The organism is Photobacterium sp. DNB22_13_2 (genome assembly GCF_052873915.1).
Genome location: NZ_JBNNXU010000003.1, coordinates 272,071 through 290,293, shown reverse-complemented (window position 1 = coordinate 290,293; position 18,223 = coordinate 272,071). Strand labels below are relative to the sequence as shown.

Below are 18,223 nucleotides of genomic sequence, written 5' to 3'. Positions count from 1 at the left end.
GTGTTTATGACAAAGTCTGAATTAATTGAAAGACTATGCAGTCAACAAACACATCTTTCTGCCAAACAGGTAGAAGATGCAATTAAGGAAATCCTTGAGCATATGGCTACGACACTTGCCGAGGGTGACCGGATCGAAATCCGTGGCTTTGGTAGCTTCTCGTTGCATTACCGCGCTCCACGTGTAGGTCGAAATCCGAAAACAGGTGACAAAGTTGAGCTGGACGGCAAGTACGTTCCTCACTTCAAGCCAGGTAAGGAATTACGTGACCGTGTTAACTTGGCGATTGCTAGTTAACCGCGTTTAGAACAAAAAAACGGCATGCTGTTAAGTATGCCGTTTTTTTATGCGTATTGATCATGGTCTGATGAGGCAAAATCTTGCATAATCAGGCCATACCCTTCTGTGTTTATACCAGATGTTTTTCTGTTTTGGGGCATTGCCTTGACCAGATAGGTATCATCTCCATTTCGTTCAAGTGAGAAGGATTCACGATGAAGATACTGACTGTACTCTTACTGGCTGCATGTTTCTTGGTTACCCTCGCGCTGGGTGCCCAAAATCAGCAGTTGGTTAACTTTGACTTTCTGTTAGCCCAGGGAGAATTCCAGCTTTCGACTTTGCTGGGTATTACCTTCGGTTCCGGGTTTGTGATCGGCTGGCTGATTTGTGGCCTGCTGTATCTCAAGACTCGTTTCACCAAAAACCGCCTGAGCAAGAAAGTACAAAAGCAGAAACAAGAATTGGATCAGCTACGAGCCGAGCCAGTTAAGGAATAACATTTAATGCTAGAACTGTTGTTCCTGCTATTGCCTATCGCAGCCGCTTACGGCTGGTACATGGGTAACAGGAGCGCTAGTAACAAGCAACAAGAGCAGTCTCATCACATGTCACGCCAGTACGTGACAGGTTTGAACTTGCTGTTGTCGGATCAGTCCGATAAAGCAGTCGACGTGTTTATTGAGCTGCTCCAGGTTGATAGCGAAACCATCGATACACACCTGGCTTTGGGCAACCTTTTCCGAAGCCGGGGAGAAGTTGATCGTGCGATTCGCATTCACCAGAATTTAATTGCCCGTCCAAACCTCACCATCGATCAACGCAATCTCGCTCTGCAGCAACTGGCGCAAGATTATATGGCGGCTGGTTTCTTTGACCGCGCCGAAAAAATCTTCGAACAGCTACTGGATGAGCCCGATCATCGCAAAGGGGCTTTGCAGCAACTTCTGACTATTTACCAACAGACACGGGAATGGGAAAAGGCAATCAATATTGCTACCCACCTGGTCAAAATGGGTAAGAGTAAACTCAAGCACGATATTGCCCACTACTGGTGTGAAATGGCAATGCTTGAGATGAGTGCGCAGAATCCTGATAAAGCGAAGCTGCTGATCAAAAAGTCGCTGTCGGCGGATAAGACCTGTGTCAGGGCCAGTATCATGCAGGCAAAAATCTTGATAGCCGAAGAAGAGTTCAAAGCGGCCGCAAAACAGCTCGAGCGGGTTGCTGAGCAGGATCTCGAGTTTATCGGCGAGGCGCTGCCACTTCTACTACAGTGCTATGAAGCGATGGACAATGAATCTGGTTGGCTCAAGTACTTGCGCTACTGTGTTGAGCAAAAAGCCGGTTCAACAGCTGAGCTGATGTTGGCCGATGAGATAGCCAAGCGAGAAGGCCCGACCATGGCCCAGACGTTCATGACCCGTCAGTTGCAGAAAAACCCGACGATGAAGGGCTTCTATCAACTGATGGATTACCATTTGGACGAGGCTGAGGACGGCAGGGCAAAAGACAGCTTGACCACGTTACGTGGCTTGGTAGGGGAGCAACTTAAAATCAAGCCTCACTATCGTTGCCGGCAGTGTGGCTTTGCAACGCACTCTTTGTATTGGCAGTGTCCATCTTGCAAGGGGTGGGGGGCAATAAAACCTATCCGAGGTTTGGATGGTGAATAAGCCTAAGGGCTGTGACCTTCATTACGTGTAAAAATGATGATAAAAAGCCTGCTTGATATTCAAGTGGGCTTTTTTGTAACTAAAGTTGGCCTCTTTAAGCTAAATATTGAAAGTTAATTTTTTCGATGCTTACTTTTACTCTGAAAATGGTGTTAAAAATTTTAGTGAGTTAAATAAACGATTGCTAAATGTATTGAGTGCATATTTTGGCTGCTTGGTGCTATTTTTCAATTAGTACTCGAAAAAAAGCTATTTTGCTGTACAATCCTGAGCGCGCTCAGCAAGCTGGGCCAGTTTGACCTTATAACTAAGCAGGAGATGCCATGTTAGATCCAAAAGTAATTGTCGCTCTCGACTACCCAAGCCAAGACGAGGCACTCGCCTTTGTTGATCGAATTGAACCGGGAAGTTGCCGATTGAAAGTTGGCAAAGAGATGTTTACTTTTTTTGGCCCTGACTTTGTGCGTAAACTGCATGATCGGGGCCATTCTGTATTTCTTGATTTGAAATTCCACGATATTCCTAATACCTGCTCACGCGCAGTGGCTGCGGCTGCTGATCTGGGTGTTTGGATGGTGAATGTTCATGCCAGCGGTGGCGAGCGGATGATGACAGCATCACGCGAAATTCTTGAGCCGTTTGGCAAAGATCGTCCGCTACTTATCGGTGTAACCGTGCTGACCAGTATGGAAGCATCCGACCTGCAAGGCATAGGTATTACGGCTGAGCCAAAAGAGCACGTATTGAACCTTGCTCGTTTGACTAAGAACAGCGGCCTTGACGGTGTAGTGTGTTCTGCCCATGAGTCAACAATGCTGAAAACAGAACTGGGAAGCGAGTTTAAGTTAGTTACCCCGGGTATCCGCCCTGCAGGTAGCGCAGCAGGCGATCAGCGCCGTGTCATGACCCCAGTTGAAGCGGTACAAGCTGGCTCTGACTACTTGGTTATCGGCCGACCAATTACCAAAGCGGCTGATCCGGCAGCGGTTCTAGCTGAAATCAACAAGACGCTTGTTTAACTGACTGCTGCTTATTTTGTAAAGACAGGTCCTCATGAGGGCCTGTTTTTTTATATATCAATATAAAATTCGTGATAGAGCAGACAGTTGCTCGTCGTTGCTCATCCTAAACTAGATTAAGGAAATCTAGTTTAGGTGGTCTATGGACTCGGATTTAGCATTAACTTCTCCTTATATTCGGTTGGCTATTGCTTTACTGCTTGGTGCCATCATAGGTATCCAGCGCGGCTGGGTCGAGCGTAATGAAGCGGCCGGGAGCCGAATTGCCGGGATCCGAACCTATTCCTTAGTCGGTTTGCTCGGTGGTATCTGTGGGCTGATGGCTGAACATTTCTCCGAGCTATTTCTCGGCTTATCGTTTGTCGCGCTTACCATTGTTTTGACCGTTGCTTATTCCCACCGTCTAAAGTGGCAAACCAACCTCAGTATCACGGGCTTGGTGGGTACGTTAATTACCTTTCTGCTCGGGGCACTGGCGATTGTTGGTGACCCTACTTTGGCTGTCTCGGCTGCGGTGATCACCGCGATTATTCTTGATAACAAACAAGAGCTGCACGCAGCCCTGCAGCGGTTGCAAGAGTATGAACTGGATGCCGCCCTTCGTTTGTTGCTTATCTCTGTTGTATTACTGCCGCTACTGCCCAATGAACCGATGGGACCGTGGGGAGCCATCAATCCCTACGAAATTTGGTGGATGGTGGTGTTGATCGCCGGTATTTCGTTTGTCGGCTACTTTGCAATGAAGATCGGCGGGGCGAAAAAGGGTATTTTGTTGACCTGCCTCTTTGCCGGGCTCAGTTCGTCGACGGCTCTGACATTACAGTTTTCCCACTTGTCGAAACAGCAGCCGCAACTTAATGGCTTGCTAGGCAGTGGGATCTTGCTTAGCTGTGGGACCATGTTCCCTCGTATTATCTTTGTATGCTCAGTGGTAAACCGGGAGCTAATAGATTGGCTGTGGTTGCCTATGCTATTGATGATGCTTGGTTTCTACTTGCCAGCATGGTGGATATGGCAGCGAAACAAAGTCGATAGCCAGACTAGCCCCGAGATGAAGCAAAACCCGCTGGCGCTGACGTCAGCACTGGGTTTTGGGCTTATATTGCTACTGATTATCCTACTGGCCAACGGGTTGCAGGAGTGGTTTGGTAATACGGGGACCTTGGTGCTGGCGGCGATTTCAGGGATCACAGATGTTGATGCTATTACACTTGCGCTAGGTCGGCAGAGTGCGGATGGCCAGATGCTAGCTACGGCATCGATGGGGATATTTATCGCGGCTGCCGTGAATAGCCTGGTAAAAATGGGGATGGTGTGGTTTATCGGTGAGTCTGGATTGCGTAAGTATGTTGCTTTGCCTGTGATAGGGGCGGTGATGCTTGGTGGCTTGGCGGTGTTATTGGCTTAGCCAAGAACACCGCAGGTGGAAGTAAAAAACGGACGGTATGCCCGTTTTTGATTTCGCATTATTCGCCCCGTCTAAAGTGCCGTCTTAACACTCGATTTTTGGTGTTGCCCGGCTGAGACGGTTGCTCCGGTCATGGGATGGGGCGGAAAAGTGACTGTCGAGCAACTTCTGGGTCAGTGCGTGCTGCGGGTTGCCGAAGACTTCATTGGTTTTGCCTTCTTCAACAATCACACCGTGTTGCATCACGATAACCCTGTCCGAGAAGTGCTTGATCACTCCCATATGCTGCGATACATAAATGTATGACAGTCCCATCTCTTCTTGAAGCTCAAGCAGCAGGTTGATGATCTGTGAGCGCATCGACATATCAAGCCCGTTAAGCGCTTCGTCAGCCACAATAATACAAGGTTGCAGAATCAAGGCTCGTGCTAGTGATACGCGCTGCTTTTGGCCGGTTGCCAGCATTTGTGGGTAAAAATAAGCATGTTCAGGTAGCAAACCCACACGCTTCAGGGTTTCCATGATCCGACGCTCACGGGCTTGTGGCGTCATGCTAGTATTTCGTTTCAGCGGTCCTTCGAGGATTTTACCGATCTGTATTCGCGGGTTTAGCGATGTGTTGGGATCTTGGAAGATCATTCTGATCAGTTTGCAGCGGGTCTGGTAGTCTCGGTGTGTTAATGGCTCACCATTCACACGGATCACTCCCTCAGTAGGCTCGACCACCCCAGAGAGCATTCGTGCTAACGTGGACTTTCCTGATCCGTTTTCACCCATAAAGGCAATAGTCTCTCCGGCTTCCAAGCTGAAGGAGACTGGTTTTACTGCTTCTATGGTACGGCGACGGAATAAGCCTGAGCGGTAATGGTAGTCTTTTTTTAGGTTTTCGACTTCAAGTAACGCACTCATTTTGTATTGCTCTCCATGTTCAGCGGAAAGTGGCAGCTGAACTTGTGATTCTTGATCTTTTTGCGCTTCGGCACTTCGACACATTTACGCTGGGCATGCGGACAGCGGGGCCCGAGTCGGCAGCCAATAGGCAGGTGCTGAAGCGGGGGAATAGAGCCAGGCAGGGTTTCCAGCTTACTTTTATGGGCAAGTTTATCGAGATTGAAATCCGGCATGGCCCGCAGCAACGCTTCGGTATAGGGGTGATGCGGTGACTCCAACAATTGTTGTCGATTGGCTGACTCAACAGATTGGCCACAGTACATGACTGTGATCCGGTCTGCCCATTGAGTTACGGTGGTCAGATCATGGCTGACCAGCAAAATGGTCGTATTGCCCAGTTGATTCATCCGGCTCAATAAGCGGAAAATTTGCGCTTGAGTGATCGGATCCAAATCATTGGTCGGTTCATCGGCGATCAGTAGTCGAGGGCGGTTGGCGATCGCCATGGCAATCATCACCTTTTGGCATTCCCCATCAGTCAGTTCGTAAGGATAGCTCCGCATCACACGGCGGTGATCTTTGATCCCGACTTTGTGGAGTAGGGCGATAGCCTGCTTCTGGCGCCAGTGGAACCGTTGCCAGAAAGAGCCATTAAACGATGCTGATGGAATGGCCTCTTCTAATTGTTCACCGACTTTTTCAGACGGATCCAGGCATGATGACGGCTCCTGGAAGATCATTGCAATTTCACGGCCGACGACCCGGCGCCGCTCTCGAGCTGACAGGGTCAGTAGGTCTATATCACCAAGCCGCAGGCGGTCGGCACTGACCCGCCAGTTGCTTTTGGTCACACCGGCGATGGCTTTGGCTACCAAGCTTTTACCCGAGCCGGATTCGCCGACTAAGCCACGAATTTCGCCTTCGTTAATAGTCAGGCTCATCCGTTCGACGGCTTTTACCATACCTTGCGGCGTATCGATCTCAATGGTCAGGTTACGAATATCTAATAGTGGCATCAGTCAATCCCCGCATTAATGGCTTGGCGGAGTCCTTCTCCTACTAAGTTTACAACCAAAACACTGAATGTAATGGCCAGTCCCGGTAAGGTTACTGTCCATGGAGCAAGATAGATCAGTTCGATGGAATCACCCAGCATTGCGCCCCATTCAGGCATCGGTGCTTGGGCACCAAGACCAAGAAAACCCAGTGCGGCAATATCGAGAATAGCAATAGAAATTGCCCGAGTGAATTCATTGGTCAGCACGGTCAGGATATTGGGCAAGATAGAGTTGTACAGCAGGTAGAAGTTGTTGGCACCGTCAAGACGTGCCGCCATGATATAGTCTTTTTCTACCTCGTTGTGTACTGCGGTATACACCGCACGGATAAAGCGCGGGATCAGTGCTAGCCAAATCGCCAGCAGGATATTGGTCTCACCCGGCCCCATGTAAGCGACAACGATTATCGCCAGCAGCAGGGAAGGAATAGACAGTACGGTATCCAACACGTGGTTGAGGAAGCTGGATTTCAAGCCTTGGGTCATCCCGGCCAACACGCCGATCAAAATCCCGATAGTCGCGGAGCCAATAGCTACCAGCACGGCGTAGCCGAAAGTCAGACGTGAACCGAGCAATAAGCGGCTGAGCATATCGCGACCAAGGTCGTCGGTACCGAAGAAGTATTCGACTTTACCGGCTGTATCCCACGATGGCGGCATCAGCAGTTCACCCACTTGGCTGAAAGCATCGTAGGGCGTTAGCCAAGGTGCTAGCAATGTAATGACACTGAGGAGAACCAGGCACCACAGACCAAACATCGCTAAGGAGTTGTTTTTGAAGTTTTGCCAAGCCCGCTCACGCTGGGTTGGGATCTTGGTCTCCTGGTAGATGTTATTTGATAGCATACCATTCCTTCCGTACGAGAGGATTGACAAGGGCGCCGGTCAAATCAGACAGGATATTGGCAATCAGGATAAAGGTACCTACGGTGATCACTCCGGCTTGGATAGCGACGTAGTTCTGGCTTGAAATGGCATCAAGTAACCAACGGCCGATCCCCGGCCAGTTGAAGATAGATTCGGTTAGCATCGCGAAGGTCATCATGGTCGAGAACTGCATACCCAGTTTCGGGATAATCGGTGGAATGGCATTTCTCAGTACATGCCGGGTAATGATTTCAAACATCGATAAGCCCTTAGTTTGGGCAACCTTGATGAAGTTTTGATCCATGACATCAGATACAGATGCACGGGTTAGCCTGATCACCTCGGTAGTTGGTGCCATTGCTAATACCACCGTAGGCAGCACAAGGTGTCTGATGGTATCCATCAGGGCTTCAGCACGGTAAGGCTTGTCAGATAGCATCACATCGATTAGCGCAATACCGGTGACATGGTCAATTTCGTACAGCAAACTGTAGCGACCAGAAACGGGTAGCCAACCTAATTTAAGTGAAAACAGTAGGATAAGCAGCATCGCCAACCAAAAAAGTGGAATAGAGTAACCCACGAGAGTGATTGAAGAGATGGCGGTGTCAATGAATTTGCCGCGTTTGACACCGGCAAGGGTACCCACAGGGATACCGATGATCAGCGAAAGCACAAAAGCAAAGAAACTCAGTTCAAGAGTCGCCGGGAAAACTGCCATCACTTCGTTGACGATTGGCTCGCCTTGGAGGTTCATGCCTAAGTGGCCAGCCATCAAGTTCTCAAGGTAAATCGCCCAACCAGACCAGAATGACTGTGTGCTCCACAGTGACGCATTGTCTAGGCGCAAAATACTATAGCCGATCAAGGTCAGGATCAGCAGAGTAATCAGAAAGAGGTTTAGCCTACGGATGGTATAGATAAACATATTAGTTCTCGCTCCGGAAAACTGTCGAGAAGGAGCGGGTGCCAAATGGACTCATCTGCAAACCCTGGAGGGATTTGTGATGAACCTGGAAATGGACGCCATGGGCCAGTGGGACAATAGGTACCTCGGTATCCAAGATATCTTGGGCGAGGTGGTAATAATTGAGTCGCTGGTTCAGTTTAGGGGTTCTCGATGCTAGCTCCAACAGGTTGTCAAAGCTGAGGTTACACCAGTTAGCGACATTCAGGCCGGCTTTCTTGGCATCGCAAGACAGCAGCGGGCGCAGGAAGTTGTCCGGATCGCCGTTATCGGCAATCCAACCGGTTAAGATTAAATCACTGTTGTACTTATCAATTGCACTAAAGCGGTTGACGGTATCTTGGGTGATAATATCTACCTTGACTCCGACAGCATTGAGATCCGCTTGGATTAGCTCTGCCGTTTTGCGCGGGCTCGGATTATATGGACGTGGCTCAAGCGGTACCCATAGGGTCAAAGCCAGGTTTTTGTCGTAACCGGCTTCCTTGAGTAGGGCAAGTGCCTTTGCCGGGTCATAATCCAGTGCCTGGCTACCATGGTTGTAAGCCCAAGACATTGGCGGCAGAAGGCTACGTGCTTTGGTACCGGTACCGTAATAGACCGAATTGAGCAGATTCTCACGGTTGATGGCATGGTTGATGGCTTTGCGAACTCGAATATCACTCAGCTCTGGCTGGTTGTTATCCAGCGCTAAGAACGCCACGTTCATGCCGGTTTGGGCATTAAGGTTAAAATCATCGTCGGCACTGATGACGGGTAGTTGACTGGCAACAGGTGATGACAGTACATCACACTCGTTGCTAAGCAATTTGGCCAATGTACCCGTACCGCGACTCGCGATATCGAACACCACTTGTTCCATGGGGGCCTTACCTTGCCAGTAGTTTTCATTGCGGTTTAGCCGAACAAAATCGTTGGCTTGGTAGCTATCGAGGTAAAACGGCCCAGTTCCAACGGGTAAGGAGTCCAGTTGATCTGGCTTGCCGGCGCGCAGAGCTTGCTCGGCATATTCCTGTGAGTGGATCACTGCATAGGTCGTTGCCAAGTTGGACAAAAAGGCGTTATCAGGCCGGCTTAGAGTAAACCTTACTGTGAGTGGGTCAACAACCTCGATATCTTCAATCAGGCTGGAAAATCCCTGGCTGTCGAACCAAGGATAGCGACCGCCGGAGATCGCATGGAAAGGGTGATCCGGTTGAATGACGCGTTTAAAGCTAAACACCACATCCTGAGCGTTGAACTGGCGTGTAGGTTTGAACCAATCAGTGGTTTGAAACTCAACACCTTGCCTTAACGTAAAGGTATAGACCAAGCCATCATCACTGGTACTCCAGCCCTCGGCTAGCGATGGAAGAGGCTGGTGGCTAATAGGGTCGAGGAGTAACAAGCGGTCGAAAAGTTGCGCAGCCAAGGTATCAGCCGTTAACCCACCGTCGATTAGCTGTGGGTTAAAGGTTGTTGGCTTATCTTGTCCGCAATAGACGAAGCCGCGGCTGCGAATATTGCTATCCTGCTGCGGGTCATCACTACAGCCAATCAGGCCGGCAAGGCTGACGCACACAAGCAAAAGACGAGTATAGGCGCTCATAAGATAAGAAATTTTTTGGAAACAAGATTATAAATTTACCATTAACCCAGTCTGTCACCAAGTCACCTTACTAAAATACCTGTTATTTCTGGGTTCTTTATGGCTAGAAAATGTACAGAAAAGTGCTTTTAGTCATTTCCGACCAACTGGTACTTGCGCAGCAGTCCCCTCAGTTGATGGTAGCTTAAGCTGAGTAAGTCAGCGGCTTTGCGCTGATTATACTGTGCTTGTTCGAGAGCCTGTTGAAGAATGGCAATCTCCTGATCTTGTTGCCACTGGCGAAAATCAATGGGGAATTCCCATGTGCCGTCGCTGTGGCTGATTGCGAGATCACCAGTGGAAGAGCTGGGGGCGGTATGATTTTTACTGCTGCTTTCATTGCCGTCCTCTTGTTGCCAAGGTGGCGTGAACGGGTCAAAAATAATGGTATCGACCGGTTCATTTTCGATGCTATGGCGAAAGACGGAGCGCTCAGTCACATTCTTCAGTTCACGGATGTTGCCGGGCCAGGGATAGGTTTGCAGTTGCTGCTGAGCTTGCAGACTGAACCCGGCGAAAAAGCTGAAGTTAAGCTCGCGGCACATTTTCACGGCGTAGTATTCGGCAAGGGGTAAAATATCTTCTTGTCGTTCGCGCAATGGCGGTAAGTGAATGATGTCGAAGGCAAGGCGGTCGAGCAAATCGGAACGGAACTTACCCTCTGCGGCCAGTTGCGGCAGGTTTTCATTGGTAGCGCAGATCAACCGGACATTGGCCTGGCAAGTTTTGCTGCCACCCACTCGCTCATATTCGCCGTATTCAATTACCCTGAGCAGTTTTTCCTGTACTCCCATAGGTGCCGTTGCTAGTTCGTCGAGAAACAAGGTCCCATTCTCGGCGCGCTCGAAGCGCCCTTGGTGCCGGCCTTTGGCGCCAGTAAATGAGCCAGCCTCGTGGCCGAACAGCTCGGAGTCAATCACACCTTCACTCAGCGCGGCGCAGTTTAGCGAGACGAGGGGTTGGTCCCACCGGCGTGACAGATAATGCAGGCGCTGGGCGATGAGCTCCTTACCCGTTCCTCGTTCGCCGATGATCAGGATCGGACGATCAAGCGGAGCAAGGCGCGAGGTTTGATCCAGTACCGTGAGGAACGCTTCGGACTCGCCGATGAGGTTATCTGTCTTTCGCATGGTTAATCTCACTAATAGTTGGCGTAATTGCTTACACCTTAGCAGGAGGACTGTTAGGGTGTAAATCTAAGTATATGATATATAAAAGACAAAAAGTTGGCATGCTTGTTGTAATGGTAAATAGAGTTACAGTTCTGGAACAGAACGCAAATATATTTAGGAGATGTAATTATGGGTATTTTTTCTCGCTTTGCCGATATTGTTAATGCCAACGTCAACTCACTGTTGGACAAGGCTGAAGATCCGCAAAAGATGATCCGACTTATCATTCAGGAAATGGAAGATACGCTGGTTGAAGTGCGTACGTCTTCAGCCCGTGCATTGGCTGACAAGAAAGAGCTGCAGCGCCGTATCCAGGCGATTGAAGCTCAGAGCCGTGATTGGCAGGAAAAAGCCAGCTTGGCGATTCAGAAAGGCCGTGAAGATCTTGCTCGTGCTGCGTTGATTGAAAAGCAGAAGCTTAACGACGTCGCGCTGACATTAAATGAAGAGTACAAGCTGGTAGAGGCAACTATTGAGAAGCTTGCAACGGAAGTGGCGGAGTTGGAGCGTAAGCTGCAAGAAACCCGCGCCCGCCAGCAGGCGTTGGTAATGCGTCACAAAGCTGCCGATACTCGTCGTGATGTGCGTCGTCAATTAGATACAGGTAAAGTCGATGAAGCGTTGTCGAAATTCGAGCAGTACGAGCGCCGTATCGATGAGATGGAAGCAGAAGCTGACAGCTATAGCATTGGGCGTGGCAAGAACCTAAACGATGAGTTTGCTGATCTGCAAGCGCAAGATGAAATTGAAAAAGAGCTTGAGCGCATGAAAGCCAACCTTAAGGACAAAGAGTAATTCACCTTACCGGAAATTGGTTGTTATGATGGCAATGGCTATTGTGACAATCTAATGAATTGAATCTGCGCGAAAAAAGGAGAAAAATAATGTCTATGGGGTTTATTGTTGGGCCGTTAGTCGTATTCATGATCTTTGTTGCCCCACTGTGGTTGATCCTTCACTACCGTAGCAAGAAGCATGCTGGTGAAGGGTTGTCTGGTGACGATCAGCAGAAACTACAGGAGCTGGTGGCTCGCGCAGAGCAGATGCAAGAGCGGATCGTGACCTTGGAACGTATCTTGGACTCGGAAGTCCCACAGTGGAGGCGCAAATCATGAATAAGACCCTCTACCGAGACCCGAAAAACGGCAAGCTAGGTGGCGTTTGTGCCGGAGTTGCCGAATACTTTGGTATGGAAATCTGGTTGGTGAGGATCCTCACTGTGTCAGCGTTTTTACTTGGGGTGGGATTCTTTGTCACCCTGGCCTATGTCGCCGCTTGGCTGATCCTCGATAAGATGCCCGAGGAACGCATACAGCAGCAGACGATTTTCCGCGATCACCATGTTAAGCAGAAACCATGGCAAGCCGGAAAGCCAGCAGGCCAAATTTTACAGAATGTCGAGAATGAGCTCGATAACATGGAACATGAGTTACGTGATATGGAGGCTTATGTGACTTCATCGGCGTTCAAAGTGGACCGCGAGTTTCGCAACCTATAACTAATGAGCAAGCTGAAAAGCAGGCGATGGCCTGCTTTTCTTTTTTTTGCAAACCACCTTCTAGCAAATCCAAGCTTGATGTCTACTGGGTTAACGTCCCAATTCATCAGAGGTTAATAAGCCGGGGCTTATAGTCAGGGTTATGGTTTCTCTGGGGCATTATTTCTTTGGGACTTTTGGGGAGTAGGCTTCGCATCCGCTCTGTGCTGTGTTTGATATTTTCAGGATAGTTTATGAATCGATTTAGCAATGAGTTGAACAAACTGGTGAACAGGAGTTTAGACCGCCATGTCCGTTTGGCGGTGACGGGCCTATCCCGGGCGGGTAAGACCGCTTTCATTACTTCACTGGTTAATCAGCTCATGCATGTGAGTACCAATCCGCGATTGCCGCTATTCACCGCCGTGAGGGATGATCAACTGCTGGGCGCTAAGCGGGTGCCGCAAATTGATATGCATGTGCCTAAATTTGCTTACGAAGAAGGGATGGGATCACTGCTATCGACACCGCCGAGTTGGCCCGAGCCGACGCGCGATGTCAGCCAGACACGTTTGGCACTGCGTTACAAGCCACAGCGTGGAGCAATGAAACTGTTGCAAGAAACGGCAACATTGTATTTGGATATTGTCGATTACCCCGGCGAATGGTTATTGGATTTACCACTGTTGGAACTGGACTTTATGGCATGGTCGCGCCAGCAAGCCCAGATCCTGAAAGGTAAGCGTGCCGAGTTGGCATCGGATTGGTTGGCCATGGCCGAGTCTTTCGACCCATTGGCGCAGGCAGACGAGGCGTTGATTGAACAGATCTCGGCGCGTTTTACCGAATATTTGTATAAGTGCAAAGCTGAAGGTGGATTGCACTGGGTTCAGCCGGGCCGATTCGTTCTACCGGGTGAGCTGGCGGGCGCACCGGTATTGCAGTTCTTCCCGATGGTCTGGCTCGATAAGATAACCGAGCAGCAATGGGCCGATGCCAGTGAAGAGACCAACCTCGGAATGCTTAAAAGTCGCTACCGTTACTACCAGCAGCATGTGGTGAAGGCGTTCTATAAGGAGCATTTTTCCAAGTTCGACCGCCAGATCATCTTAGTTGACTGTTTGCAGCCGCTCAATGCCGGGCCGGAATCATTCAATGATATGCGCCAAGCGCTCGATCAGCTGATGCAGAGCTTCCGTTACGGTCGTAGCTCAATGTTAAAACGCTTGTTTTCACCCAGAATCGATAAGGTACTGTTTGCGGCAACCAAAGCTGATCATGTCACTCCCGAGCAGCATCCCAACTTGGTGAGTTTGCTACAGCAGCTGGTCAATGAAGCATGGCAGACCGCATCATTTGAGGGGATCAAGATGGATTGTGTCAGCCTGTCTTCGATTCAGGCCACCGAACCTGGGTTTGTTGATTATCATGGCCGCCAGGTGCCTGCATTACGTGGCCACCAAATTGACGGTGATGCCAAGACCTTATTTCCTGGTGAGGTGCCACGTCGTTTGCCAAACGATACTTTCTGGCAGCAATCAGGTTTTGATTTTATTAATTTCCGTCCGCTTGAAATGCAAAGCGACGAGCCATTGCCACATATCCGCATGGATAAGGCGATGGAATACCTGCTGGGGGATAAATTGCGATGAGTGAGTCGTTAAAAAGTAAGATCGTCTTTGATGAGCCATCAAAGTCAGACGCGGATGCTGTCGAGGTTGAGTTGACGTCACAGTTGCAGTTTGCCGAGCAGGACAAGAGTTTCTTACCGGAAGCGATGGATACCGAACAGCCGGACGTTGAAGCCGAACTCGACCGAGCCCTGCGCAGTAAGCCCAAGCGCCGCTCTGGTTGGCTAAAAGGCTTGTTGGTTGGCGGTGCTGCCATGGTGGGTTGGCAAACAGTGGATTATGTCGTGACGGCCTATCAGGGCGGTGATTGGCTTGCCTTAGGCTGGAGCGTCATTGTTGCCGGTATTGCCGGTGCGGGGATCACGGCACTAGGACGTGAGCTAATGAGCTTGCGCCGCCTAAAGCGACGTCAGAGTGAGCGAGAGCAGGCGCAAGCATTGCTTGAGGCCGATGGTATCGGTCAAGCTAAGGCGTTTTGTACCCGGCTAGCCAAGCAGGGCAAGGTGATGGAAGAGCATGCTGGTTATGATAAGTGGCTGCAGTCATTGGCGGCCACTCATAATGACCGTGAGGTAATGCAGCTTTATGACCGCATGGTGCTGGGTCAGCAAGACAAGATGGCGCGTAAGCTGGTGGCGAAATATGCCAGTGAAGCCGCGGTTATGGTGGCGGTCAGTCCGTTGGCCTTGGCGGATATGTTGCTGGTGGCTTGGCGGAATTTCCGATTGATTGACCAAGTTGCTAAGGTTTATGGGGTCGAGTTGGGATATTGGTCGCGGATCAAGTTGGTAAAATTGGTGCTGGCCAATATGGCGGTCGCGGGGGCCAGCGAGGTGATTGCCGATAGTGGCATGGACATGTTGTCGATGGATTTGGCAGGTAGAATGTCTACCCGGGTCGCGCAAGGGGTCGGTGTTGGTCTGCTGACGGGCAGACTAGGGCTCAAGGCGATTAACGTGATGCGTCCGCTGCCGTGGCAACCCGAGCAGCAACCTAAGCTGAGTGAAATTCGTAAAGATTTGCTTAGCAGGCTGACCCACAAAGAACGCTAAAGACCAAGCTTATCGTAATGGAAATATTTCATCACTAAATGAAGGCCCATAGCGGCCTTCTTTCCACTCTTTCCACCCCTCATCCCGCTTCGTTTTTCTTATTCATTGGGTCGATATTGATCCGGTAATGGATTGATAGTGCGCAACCTCTCAGCTACGGACGTCAATGACTTGACTCAACTACGGGGAAGGCGCAAACTTCTAGTGTCAACAATTCCTGACACCTTGGAAGATAATAAATATGAGGCTACAAGTCTTTTGCGAAGACCGACTTGGTATGACCCGAGAGTTGCTGGATATCCTTGCGAGCCGGCAGATTGACTTACGGGGCATCGAAATTGACCGGGTTGGGATCATTTATTTAAATTGCCCCGAAGTTGAATTTGAGCAATTTAGCCAGTTGATGTCACAGATCCGCCAGTTGGATGGGGTGACTGATGTTAGAAAGATCCAGTTCATGCCTAGCGAACGTGAACACAAAGAGCTGAAAGCGTTACTGGAAGCCTTACCTGATCCGTTTTTCTCTATTAGCTTGCAGGGCAAGATTGATCTTGCCAATGACGCAGCAGAAGTCTTGCTCGGCAAACCCCGTGAGGAGATTGTCGGCGAACATATCCAAACTTTCGTCGGCTTTAATATCCACAACTGGTTGGAAAATGATAATGCCAGCCGTCGGAGTGAGTTGGTTGTGCTCTCAGGCCTCGACTACATGATGGAAATCATGCCGGTCTATGTGACCGATGAAACGGAAGAACAGGTACTGGCCAGTGCGGTTACCCTGCTCAAATCCCTTTCGGAAGCCAAGATGCCCTTAGCGATGCGACAGCTCAGTGGTGATAATGGATTCGAACATCTGGTCGGTCAATCATCCCGCTTCAAGCAACTAGTCTCGCAGTCGAAGAAGCTGGCTATGCTGGATGCACCATTATTGATCCAGGGTGAAACGGGTACCGGTAAAGAGATGCTGGCAAGGGCTTGCCATCAACGCTCACTGCGTCGCGATAACCCATTCCTGCTCGTCAACTGTATGTCGATGCCAGACAATGCAGCCGAAACAGAATTGTTCGGTATGGCCGCGACCACGACCGAGCCGGGCAAGAAAGGGATCTTCGAGCAAGCTGATGGTGGTATTGCCTTTTTATACGAAGTCGGTGAGATGTCAGAGCACCTGCAAATCAAACTGCTTCGTTTCCTGCAGGACGGTACGTTCCGCCGTGTTGGTGAAGAGCAGGAGATGAAGGTCGATGTCCGGGTTATCTGTTCGACCCAGAAGAAACTGCCTGAGCTTGTCGCGACCGGACAATTCAGGGAAGACTTGTACTATCGCTTGAATGTATTGGCATTGACTGTCCCGCCGCTACGTGAAAGAACGGCGGACATTGTTCCGTTGGCCGACTTGTTCCTGAGCCAGTTTGCTCAAGAGCTACAACAGCAGAAACCAGCGATTTCCGCCGAAGTTGCCCAATACCTTAGCCAATATGCATGGCCGGGTAATATTCGCCAGCTTCGCAATGTACTGTTCCGCGCCATGACCCAGTTAGAAGGGACGGAAATCAAAGTCGATGATATCCAGTTGCCAGAAAACGAGTCAGCGACAGTGATCAGCGAGGAGACCCTTGATGGCTCGCTTGACGAGATTATGAAGCGCTATGAGTCGGGTATTTTGAGTAGCTTGTACCGCAGCTATCCGTCGACACGCAAACTGGCGAAAAGGCTGGGGGTTTCACATACCGCGGTCGCTAACAAGTTACGCGAATACGAGATCGGGAAGCATTAATCTGACCCCACCCAGTTATGTTTGAAAACGTTAATCCAAACGCCCGATGAACTTCATCGGGCGTTTTCGTTTAGAGCGGATCCTACTCACTTCAACAATGTCAGTTTCCCTTGTTCCAGCTCTCTGAGCTGGCAGATAAGTTCTTGCCCATAGCGACAGCTTTGCTGGGCCTCTACTTCGGAGGCGACGCGGTGGCAAGGGATGATAATAGGAATTGGGTTGACGTTCTTAGCCATACCGATAGCGAGAATAGCGGTGGAATGTTCAATGTGTGTGGCGATTTGCTGGTATGAGCGATGGCTGTTATAAGGGATTTCGCAGATGGCTTGCCATACTTGTTGCTGGAACTCTGAGCCGGGAGGGGCAAGGGGGAGGGTAAACTGCTTTCTTTTTCCATCGAGATACTCAGCGAGCTGGGTGATGTAAGGCGCCATGAAATCCGGGTCGTGATTCCAGTGGCTGTCTGGGGCAAATCCGCCACTGGCGATGGTCAGTTGCCGAAGTCCTTGCTCGTCTGCCAATAAATATATTTTGCCCAATTCCGTATCAAGGTGGTCGTAATACATAATCTTCACTGTGTTGGTTAGCGTCAAACGCGGCGCGGCTATCACAATGATAGTTCAAACATACGGCCAAATCTTTGTCATGAAATAAGTTTATGGCTAAGGTGTATTCATCATCAACGGGCTGTGCTAACGTTTCAACATTACGTATGGCATAAGGATAAGGTGCTGTTGTTTCATTCGATTATCAGCCGAGCAACATCAATCGATATAGGTGATGCCACTGTTAGGCTTATTACCCCTAAAGATGTTGTGGCCATTACTGCCTATTATCAGCGAAACCGGGCTTTCCTTCAGCCTTGGGAGCCGTTGCGTGAAGAAGCCTTTTTTACCGAAACCGGCTGGCAGCGACGGCTGGAACAGCTTATGCAATTGCATAAGCACAAAATGGCTTATTACTTTATTATCCAGCAAAAAGACAGCGATGAGATTTGTGGTGTGGTGAATTACAGCAACCTTGTCCGTCACCCTTTCCATGCTTGCCATGTCGGATATTCATTGGATCAGGACTGCCAAGGGCAAGGGTTGATGAGTAGGGCACTGGCAGCCGCCAATTGCTGGATGTTCGAAGATCAAAGCTTCCACCGTATTATGGCCGCGTATATGCCCCGTAATGCGAAGAGTGAGGCGGTATTGAAAAAATGCGGCTTTGAAATTGAAGGCGAAGCGAAAGACTACCTCCTGATTAACGGCAAGTGGGAAGATCATATCTTGACGGCATGTATCAACGAAAATTGGACGATGCCACTGTAGTCGTATG

At 49.8% G+C, this 18,223-nt stretch carries 19 protein-coding genes; 12 read left to right on the top strand and 7 right to left on the bottom strand.

The annotated features are described in order from the left end of the window. Positions 1-6 precede the first annotated feature (6 nt). The 5 genes from ihfB to ACVA58_RS06795 all read left to right on the top strand — a co-directional run bounded on the left by ihfB (position 7) and on the right by ACVA58_RS06795 (position 4,382). Entirely contained in the window at positions 7-297 is a 291-nt protein-coding gene (ihfB, locus tag ACVA58_RS06815; protein ID WP_446509683.1) for an integration host factor subunit beta, read from the top strand. A gap of 197 nt (positions 298-494) precedes the next feature. Next, a complete protein-coding gene (locus ACVA58_RS06810; RefSeq protein ID WP_446509682.1) occupies positions 495-779 on the top strand; it encodes a LapA family protein in 285 nt (94 codons plus the stop codon). A 6-nt stretch (positions 780-785) separates the two neighbouring features. After that, positions 786-1,955 (top strand): lipopolysaccharide assembly protein LapB, encoded by a 1,170-nt coding sequence (lapB, locus tag ACVA58_RS06805; protein ID WP_446509681.1) that lies wholly within the window; start codon positions 786-788, stop codon positions 1,953-1,955. A 323-nt stretch (positions 1,956-2,278) separates the two neighbouring features. Further along, positions 2,279-2,974, top strand: coding sequence for an orotidine-5'-phosphate decarboxylase (gene pyrF / locus ACVA58_RS06800; protein WP_446509680.1), 696 nt, complete (start codon positions 2,279-2,281; stop codon positions 2,972-2,974). A gap of 142 nt (positions 2,975-3,116) precedes the next feature. After that, complete coding sequence (locus ACVA58_RS06795) at positions 3,117-4,382, top strand: MgtC/SapB family protein (RefSeq protein WP_446509679.1); 1,266 nt, start codon at positions 3,117-3,119, stop codon at positions 4,380-4,382. Positions 4,383-4,466: 84 nt separating this feature from the next. On the opposite strand, the gene ACVA58_RS06790 is transcribed toward ACVA58_RS06795, so the two are convergent. The 6 genes from ACVA58_RS06790 to pspF form a co-directional block, all read right to left on the bottom strand. Continuing rightward, on the bottom strand, positions 4,467-5,291 hold the full coding sequence (locus ACVA58_RS06790; protein WP_446509678.1) for a peptide ABC transporter ATP-binding protein: 825 nt from the start codon (positions 5,289-5,291) through the stop codon (positions 4,467-4,469). Further along, positions 5,288-6,289, bottom strand: a complete 1,002-nt coding sequence (locus ACVA58_RS06785; protein ID WP_446509677.1) for a peptide ABC transporter ATP-binding protein — start codon at positions 6,287-6,289, stop codon at positions 5,288-5,290. The genes ACVA58_RS06790 and ACVA58_RS06785 overlap by 4 nt, the downstream gene beginning before the upstream one ends. Continuing rightward, entirely contained in the window at positions 6,289-7,176 is an 888-nt protein-coding gene (gene sapC / locus ACVA58_RS06780; RefSeq protein WP_446509676.1) for a putrescine export ABC transporter permease SapC, read from the bottom strand. The genes ACVA58_RS06785 and sapC overlap by 1 nt, the downstream gene beginning before the upstream one ends. Beyond that, positions 7,163-8,125, bottom strand: coding sequence for an ABC transporter permease (locus ACVA58_RS06775; RefSeq protein WP_446509675.1), 963 nt, complete (start codon positions 8,123-8,125; stop codon positions 7,163-7,165). The genes sapC and ACVA58_RS06775 overlap by 14 nt, the downstream gene beginning before the upstream one ends. 1 nt (position 8,126) lies before the next feature. Next, positions 8,127-9,752, bottom strand: coding sequence for an ABC transporter substrate-binding protein SapA (sapA, locus tag ACVA58_RS06770; protein WP_446509674.1), 1,626 nt, complete (start codon positions 9,750-9,752; stop codon positions 8,127-8,129). A 128-nt stretch (positions 9,753-9,880) separates the two neighbouring features. Further along, a complete protein-coding gene (gene pspF, locus ACVA58_RS06765; RefSeq protein ID WP_446509673.1) occupies positions 9,881-10,921 on the bottom strand; it encodes a phage shock protein operon transcriptional activator in 1,041 nt (346 codons plus the stop codon). Positions 10,922-11,092: 171 nt separating this feature from the next. Between pspF and pspA the strand changes: the two genes are divergently transcribed. The 6 genes from pspA (at position 11,093) to tyrR (ending at position 16,900) form a co-directional block, all read left to right on the top strand. Beyond that, complete coding sequence (pspA, locus tag ACVA58_RS06760; protein ID WP_446509672.1) at positions 11,093-11,758, top strand: phage shock protein PspA; 666 nt, start codon at positions 11,093-11,095, stop codon at positions 11,756-11,758. Positions 11,759-11,847: 89 nt separating this feature from the next. Beyond that, on the top strand, positions 11,848-12,078 hold the full coding sequence (gene pspB, locus ACVA58_RS06755) for an envelope stress response membrane protein PspB (RefSeq protein WP_428652840.1): 231 nt from the start codon (positions 11,848-11,850) through the stop codon (positions 12,076-12,078). Further along, positions 12,075-12,461, top strand: coding sequence for an envelope stress response membrane protein PspC (gene pspC, locus ACVA58_RS06750; protein WP_446509671.1), 387 nt, complete (start codon positions 12,075-12,077; stop codon positions 12,459-12,461). The genes pspB and pspC overlap by 4 nt, the downstream gene beginning before the upstream one ends. Positions 12,462-12,694: 233 nt before the next feature. Then, entirely contained in the window at positions 12,695-14,092 is a 1,398-nt protein-coding gene (locus ACVA58_RS06745) for a YcjX family protein (protein WP_446509670.1), read from the top strand. Further along, positions 14,089-15,123 (top strand): YcjF family protein, encoded by a 1,035-nt coding sequence (locus ACVA58_RS06740; RefSeq protein WP_446509669.1) that lies wholly within the window; start codon positions 14,089-14,091, stop codon positions 15,121-15,123. Before ACVA58_RS06745 ends, ACVA58_RS06740 begins: the two co-directional genes overlap by 4 nt. Before the next feature lie 241 nt (positions 15,124-15,364). After that, entirely contained in the window at positions 15,365-16,900 is a 1,536-nt protein-coding gene (gene tyrR / locus ACVA58_RS06735; protein ID WP_446509668.1) for a transcriptional regulator TyrR, read from the top strand. Positions 16,901-16,986: 86 nt separating this feature from the next. On the opposite strand, the gene ACVA58_RS06730 is transcribed toward tyrR, so the two are convergent. Next, positions 16,987-17,466, bottom strand: a complete 480-nt coding sequence (locus ACVA58_RS06730) for a methylated-DNA--[protein]-cysteine S-methyltransferase (RefSeq protein WP_446509667.1) — start codon at positions 17,464-17,466, stop codon at positions 16,987-16,989. 168 nt (positions 17,467-17,634) lie between these two features. Between ACVA58_RS06730 and rimJ the strand changes: the two genes are divergently transcribed. After that, complete coding sequence (rimJ, locus tag ACVA58_RS06725; protein ID WP_446509666.1) at positions 17,635-18,216, top strand: ribosomal protein S5-alanine N-acetyltransferase; 582 nt, start codon at positions 17,635-17,637, stop codon at positions 18,214-18,216. Positions 18,217-18,223: the final 7 nt, after the last annotated feature.

Coding starts and splice junctions, on each gene's coding strand:
- ACVA58_RS06730 (WP_446509667.1), bottom strand. CDS start 17,466: ATGTATTACGACCACCTTGATACGGAATTGGGCAAAATATATTTATTG.
- ACVA58_RS06740 (WP_446509669.1), top strand. CDS start 14,089: ATGAGTGAGTCGTTAAAAAGTAAGATCGTCTTTGATGAGCCATCAAAG.
- ACVA58_RS06775 (WP_446509675.1), bottom strand. CDS start 8,125: ATGTTTATCTATACCATCCGTAGGCTAAACCTCTTTCTGATTACTCTG.
- ACVA58_RS06785 (WP_446509677.1), bottom strand. CDS start 6,289: ATGCCACTATTAGATATTCGTAACCTGACCATTGAGATCGATACGCCG.
- pspA (WP_446509672.1), top strand. CDS start 11,093: ATGGGTATTTTTTCTCGCTTTGCCGATATTGTTAATGCCAACGTCAAC.
- ACVA58_RS06745 (WP_446509670.1), top strand. CDS start 12,695: ATGAATCGATTTAGCAATGAGTTGAACAAACTGGTGAACAGGAGTTTA.
- ACVA58_RS06810 (WP_446509682.1), top strand. CDS start 495: ATGAAGATACTGACTGTACTCTTACTGGCTGCATGTTTCTTGGTTACC.
- pyrF (WP_446509680.1), top strand. CDS start 2,279: ATGTTAGATCCAAAAGTAATTGTCGCTCTCGACTACCCAAGCCAAGAC.
- pspF (WP_446509673.1), bottom strand. CDS start 10,921: ATGCGAAAGACAGATAACCTCATCGGCGAGTCCGAAGCGTTCCTCACG.
- tyrR (WP_446509668.1), top strand. CDS start 15,365: ATGAGGCTACAAGTCTTTTGCGAAGACCGACTTGGTATGACCCGAGAG.
- sapA (WP_446509674.1), bottom strand. CDS start 9,752: ATGAGCGCCTATACTCGTCTTTTGCTTGTGTGCGTCAGCCTTGCCGGC.
- pspC (WP_446509671.1), top strand. CDS start 12,075: ATGAATAAGACCCTCTACCGAGACCCGAAAAACGGCAAGCTAGGTGGC.
- sapC (WP_446509676.1), bottom strand. CDS start 7,176: ATGCTATCAAATAACATCTACCAGGAGACCAAGATCCCAACCCAGCGT.
- pspB (WP_428652840.1), top strand. CDS start 11,848: ATGTCTATGGGGTTTATTGTTGGGCCGTTAGTCGTATTCATGATCTTT.
- ACVA58_RS06795 (WP_446509679.1), top strand. CDS start 3,117: ATGGACTCGGATTTAGCATTAACTTCTCCTTATATTCGGTTGGCTATT.
- ACVA58_RS06790 (WP_446509678.1), bottom strand. CDS start 5,291: ATGAGTGCGTTACTTGAAGTCGAAAACCTAAAAAAAGACTACCATTAC.
- ihfB (WP_446509683.1), top strand. CDS start 7: ATGACAAAGTCTGAATTAATTGAAAGACTATGCAGTCAACAAACACAT.
- lapB (WP_446509681.1), top strand. CDS start 786: ATGCTAGAACTGTTGTTCCTGCTATTGCCTATCGCAGCCGCTTACGGC.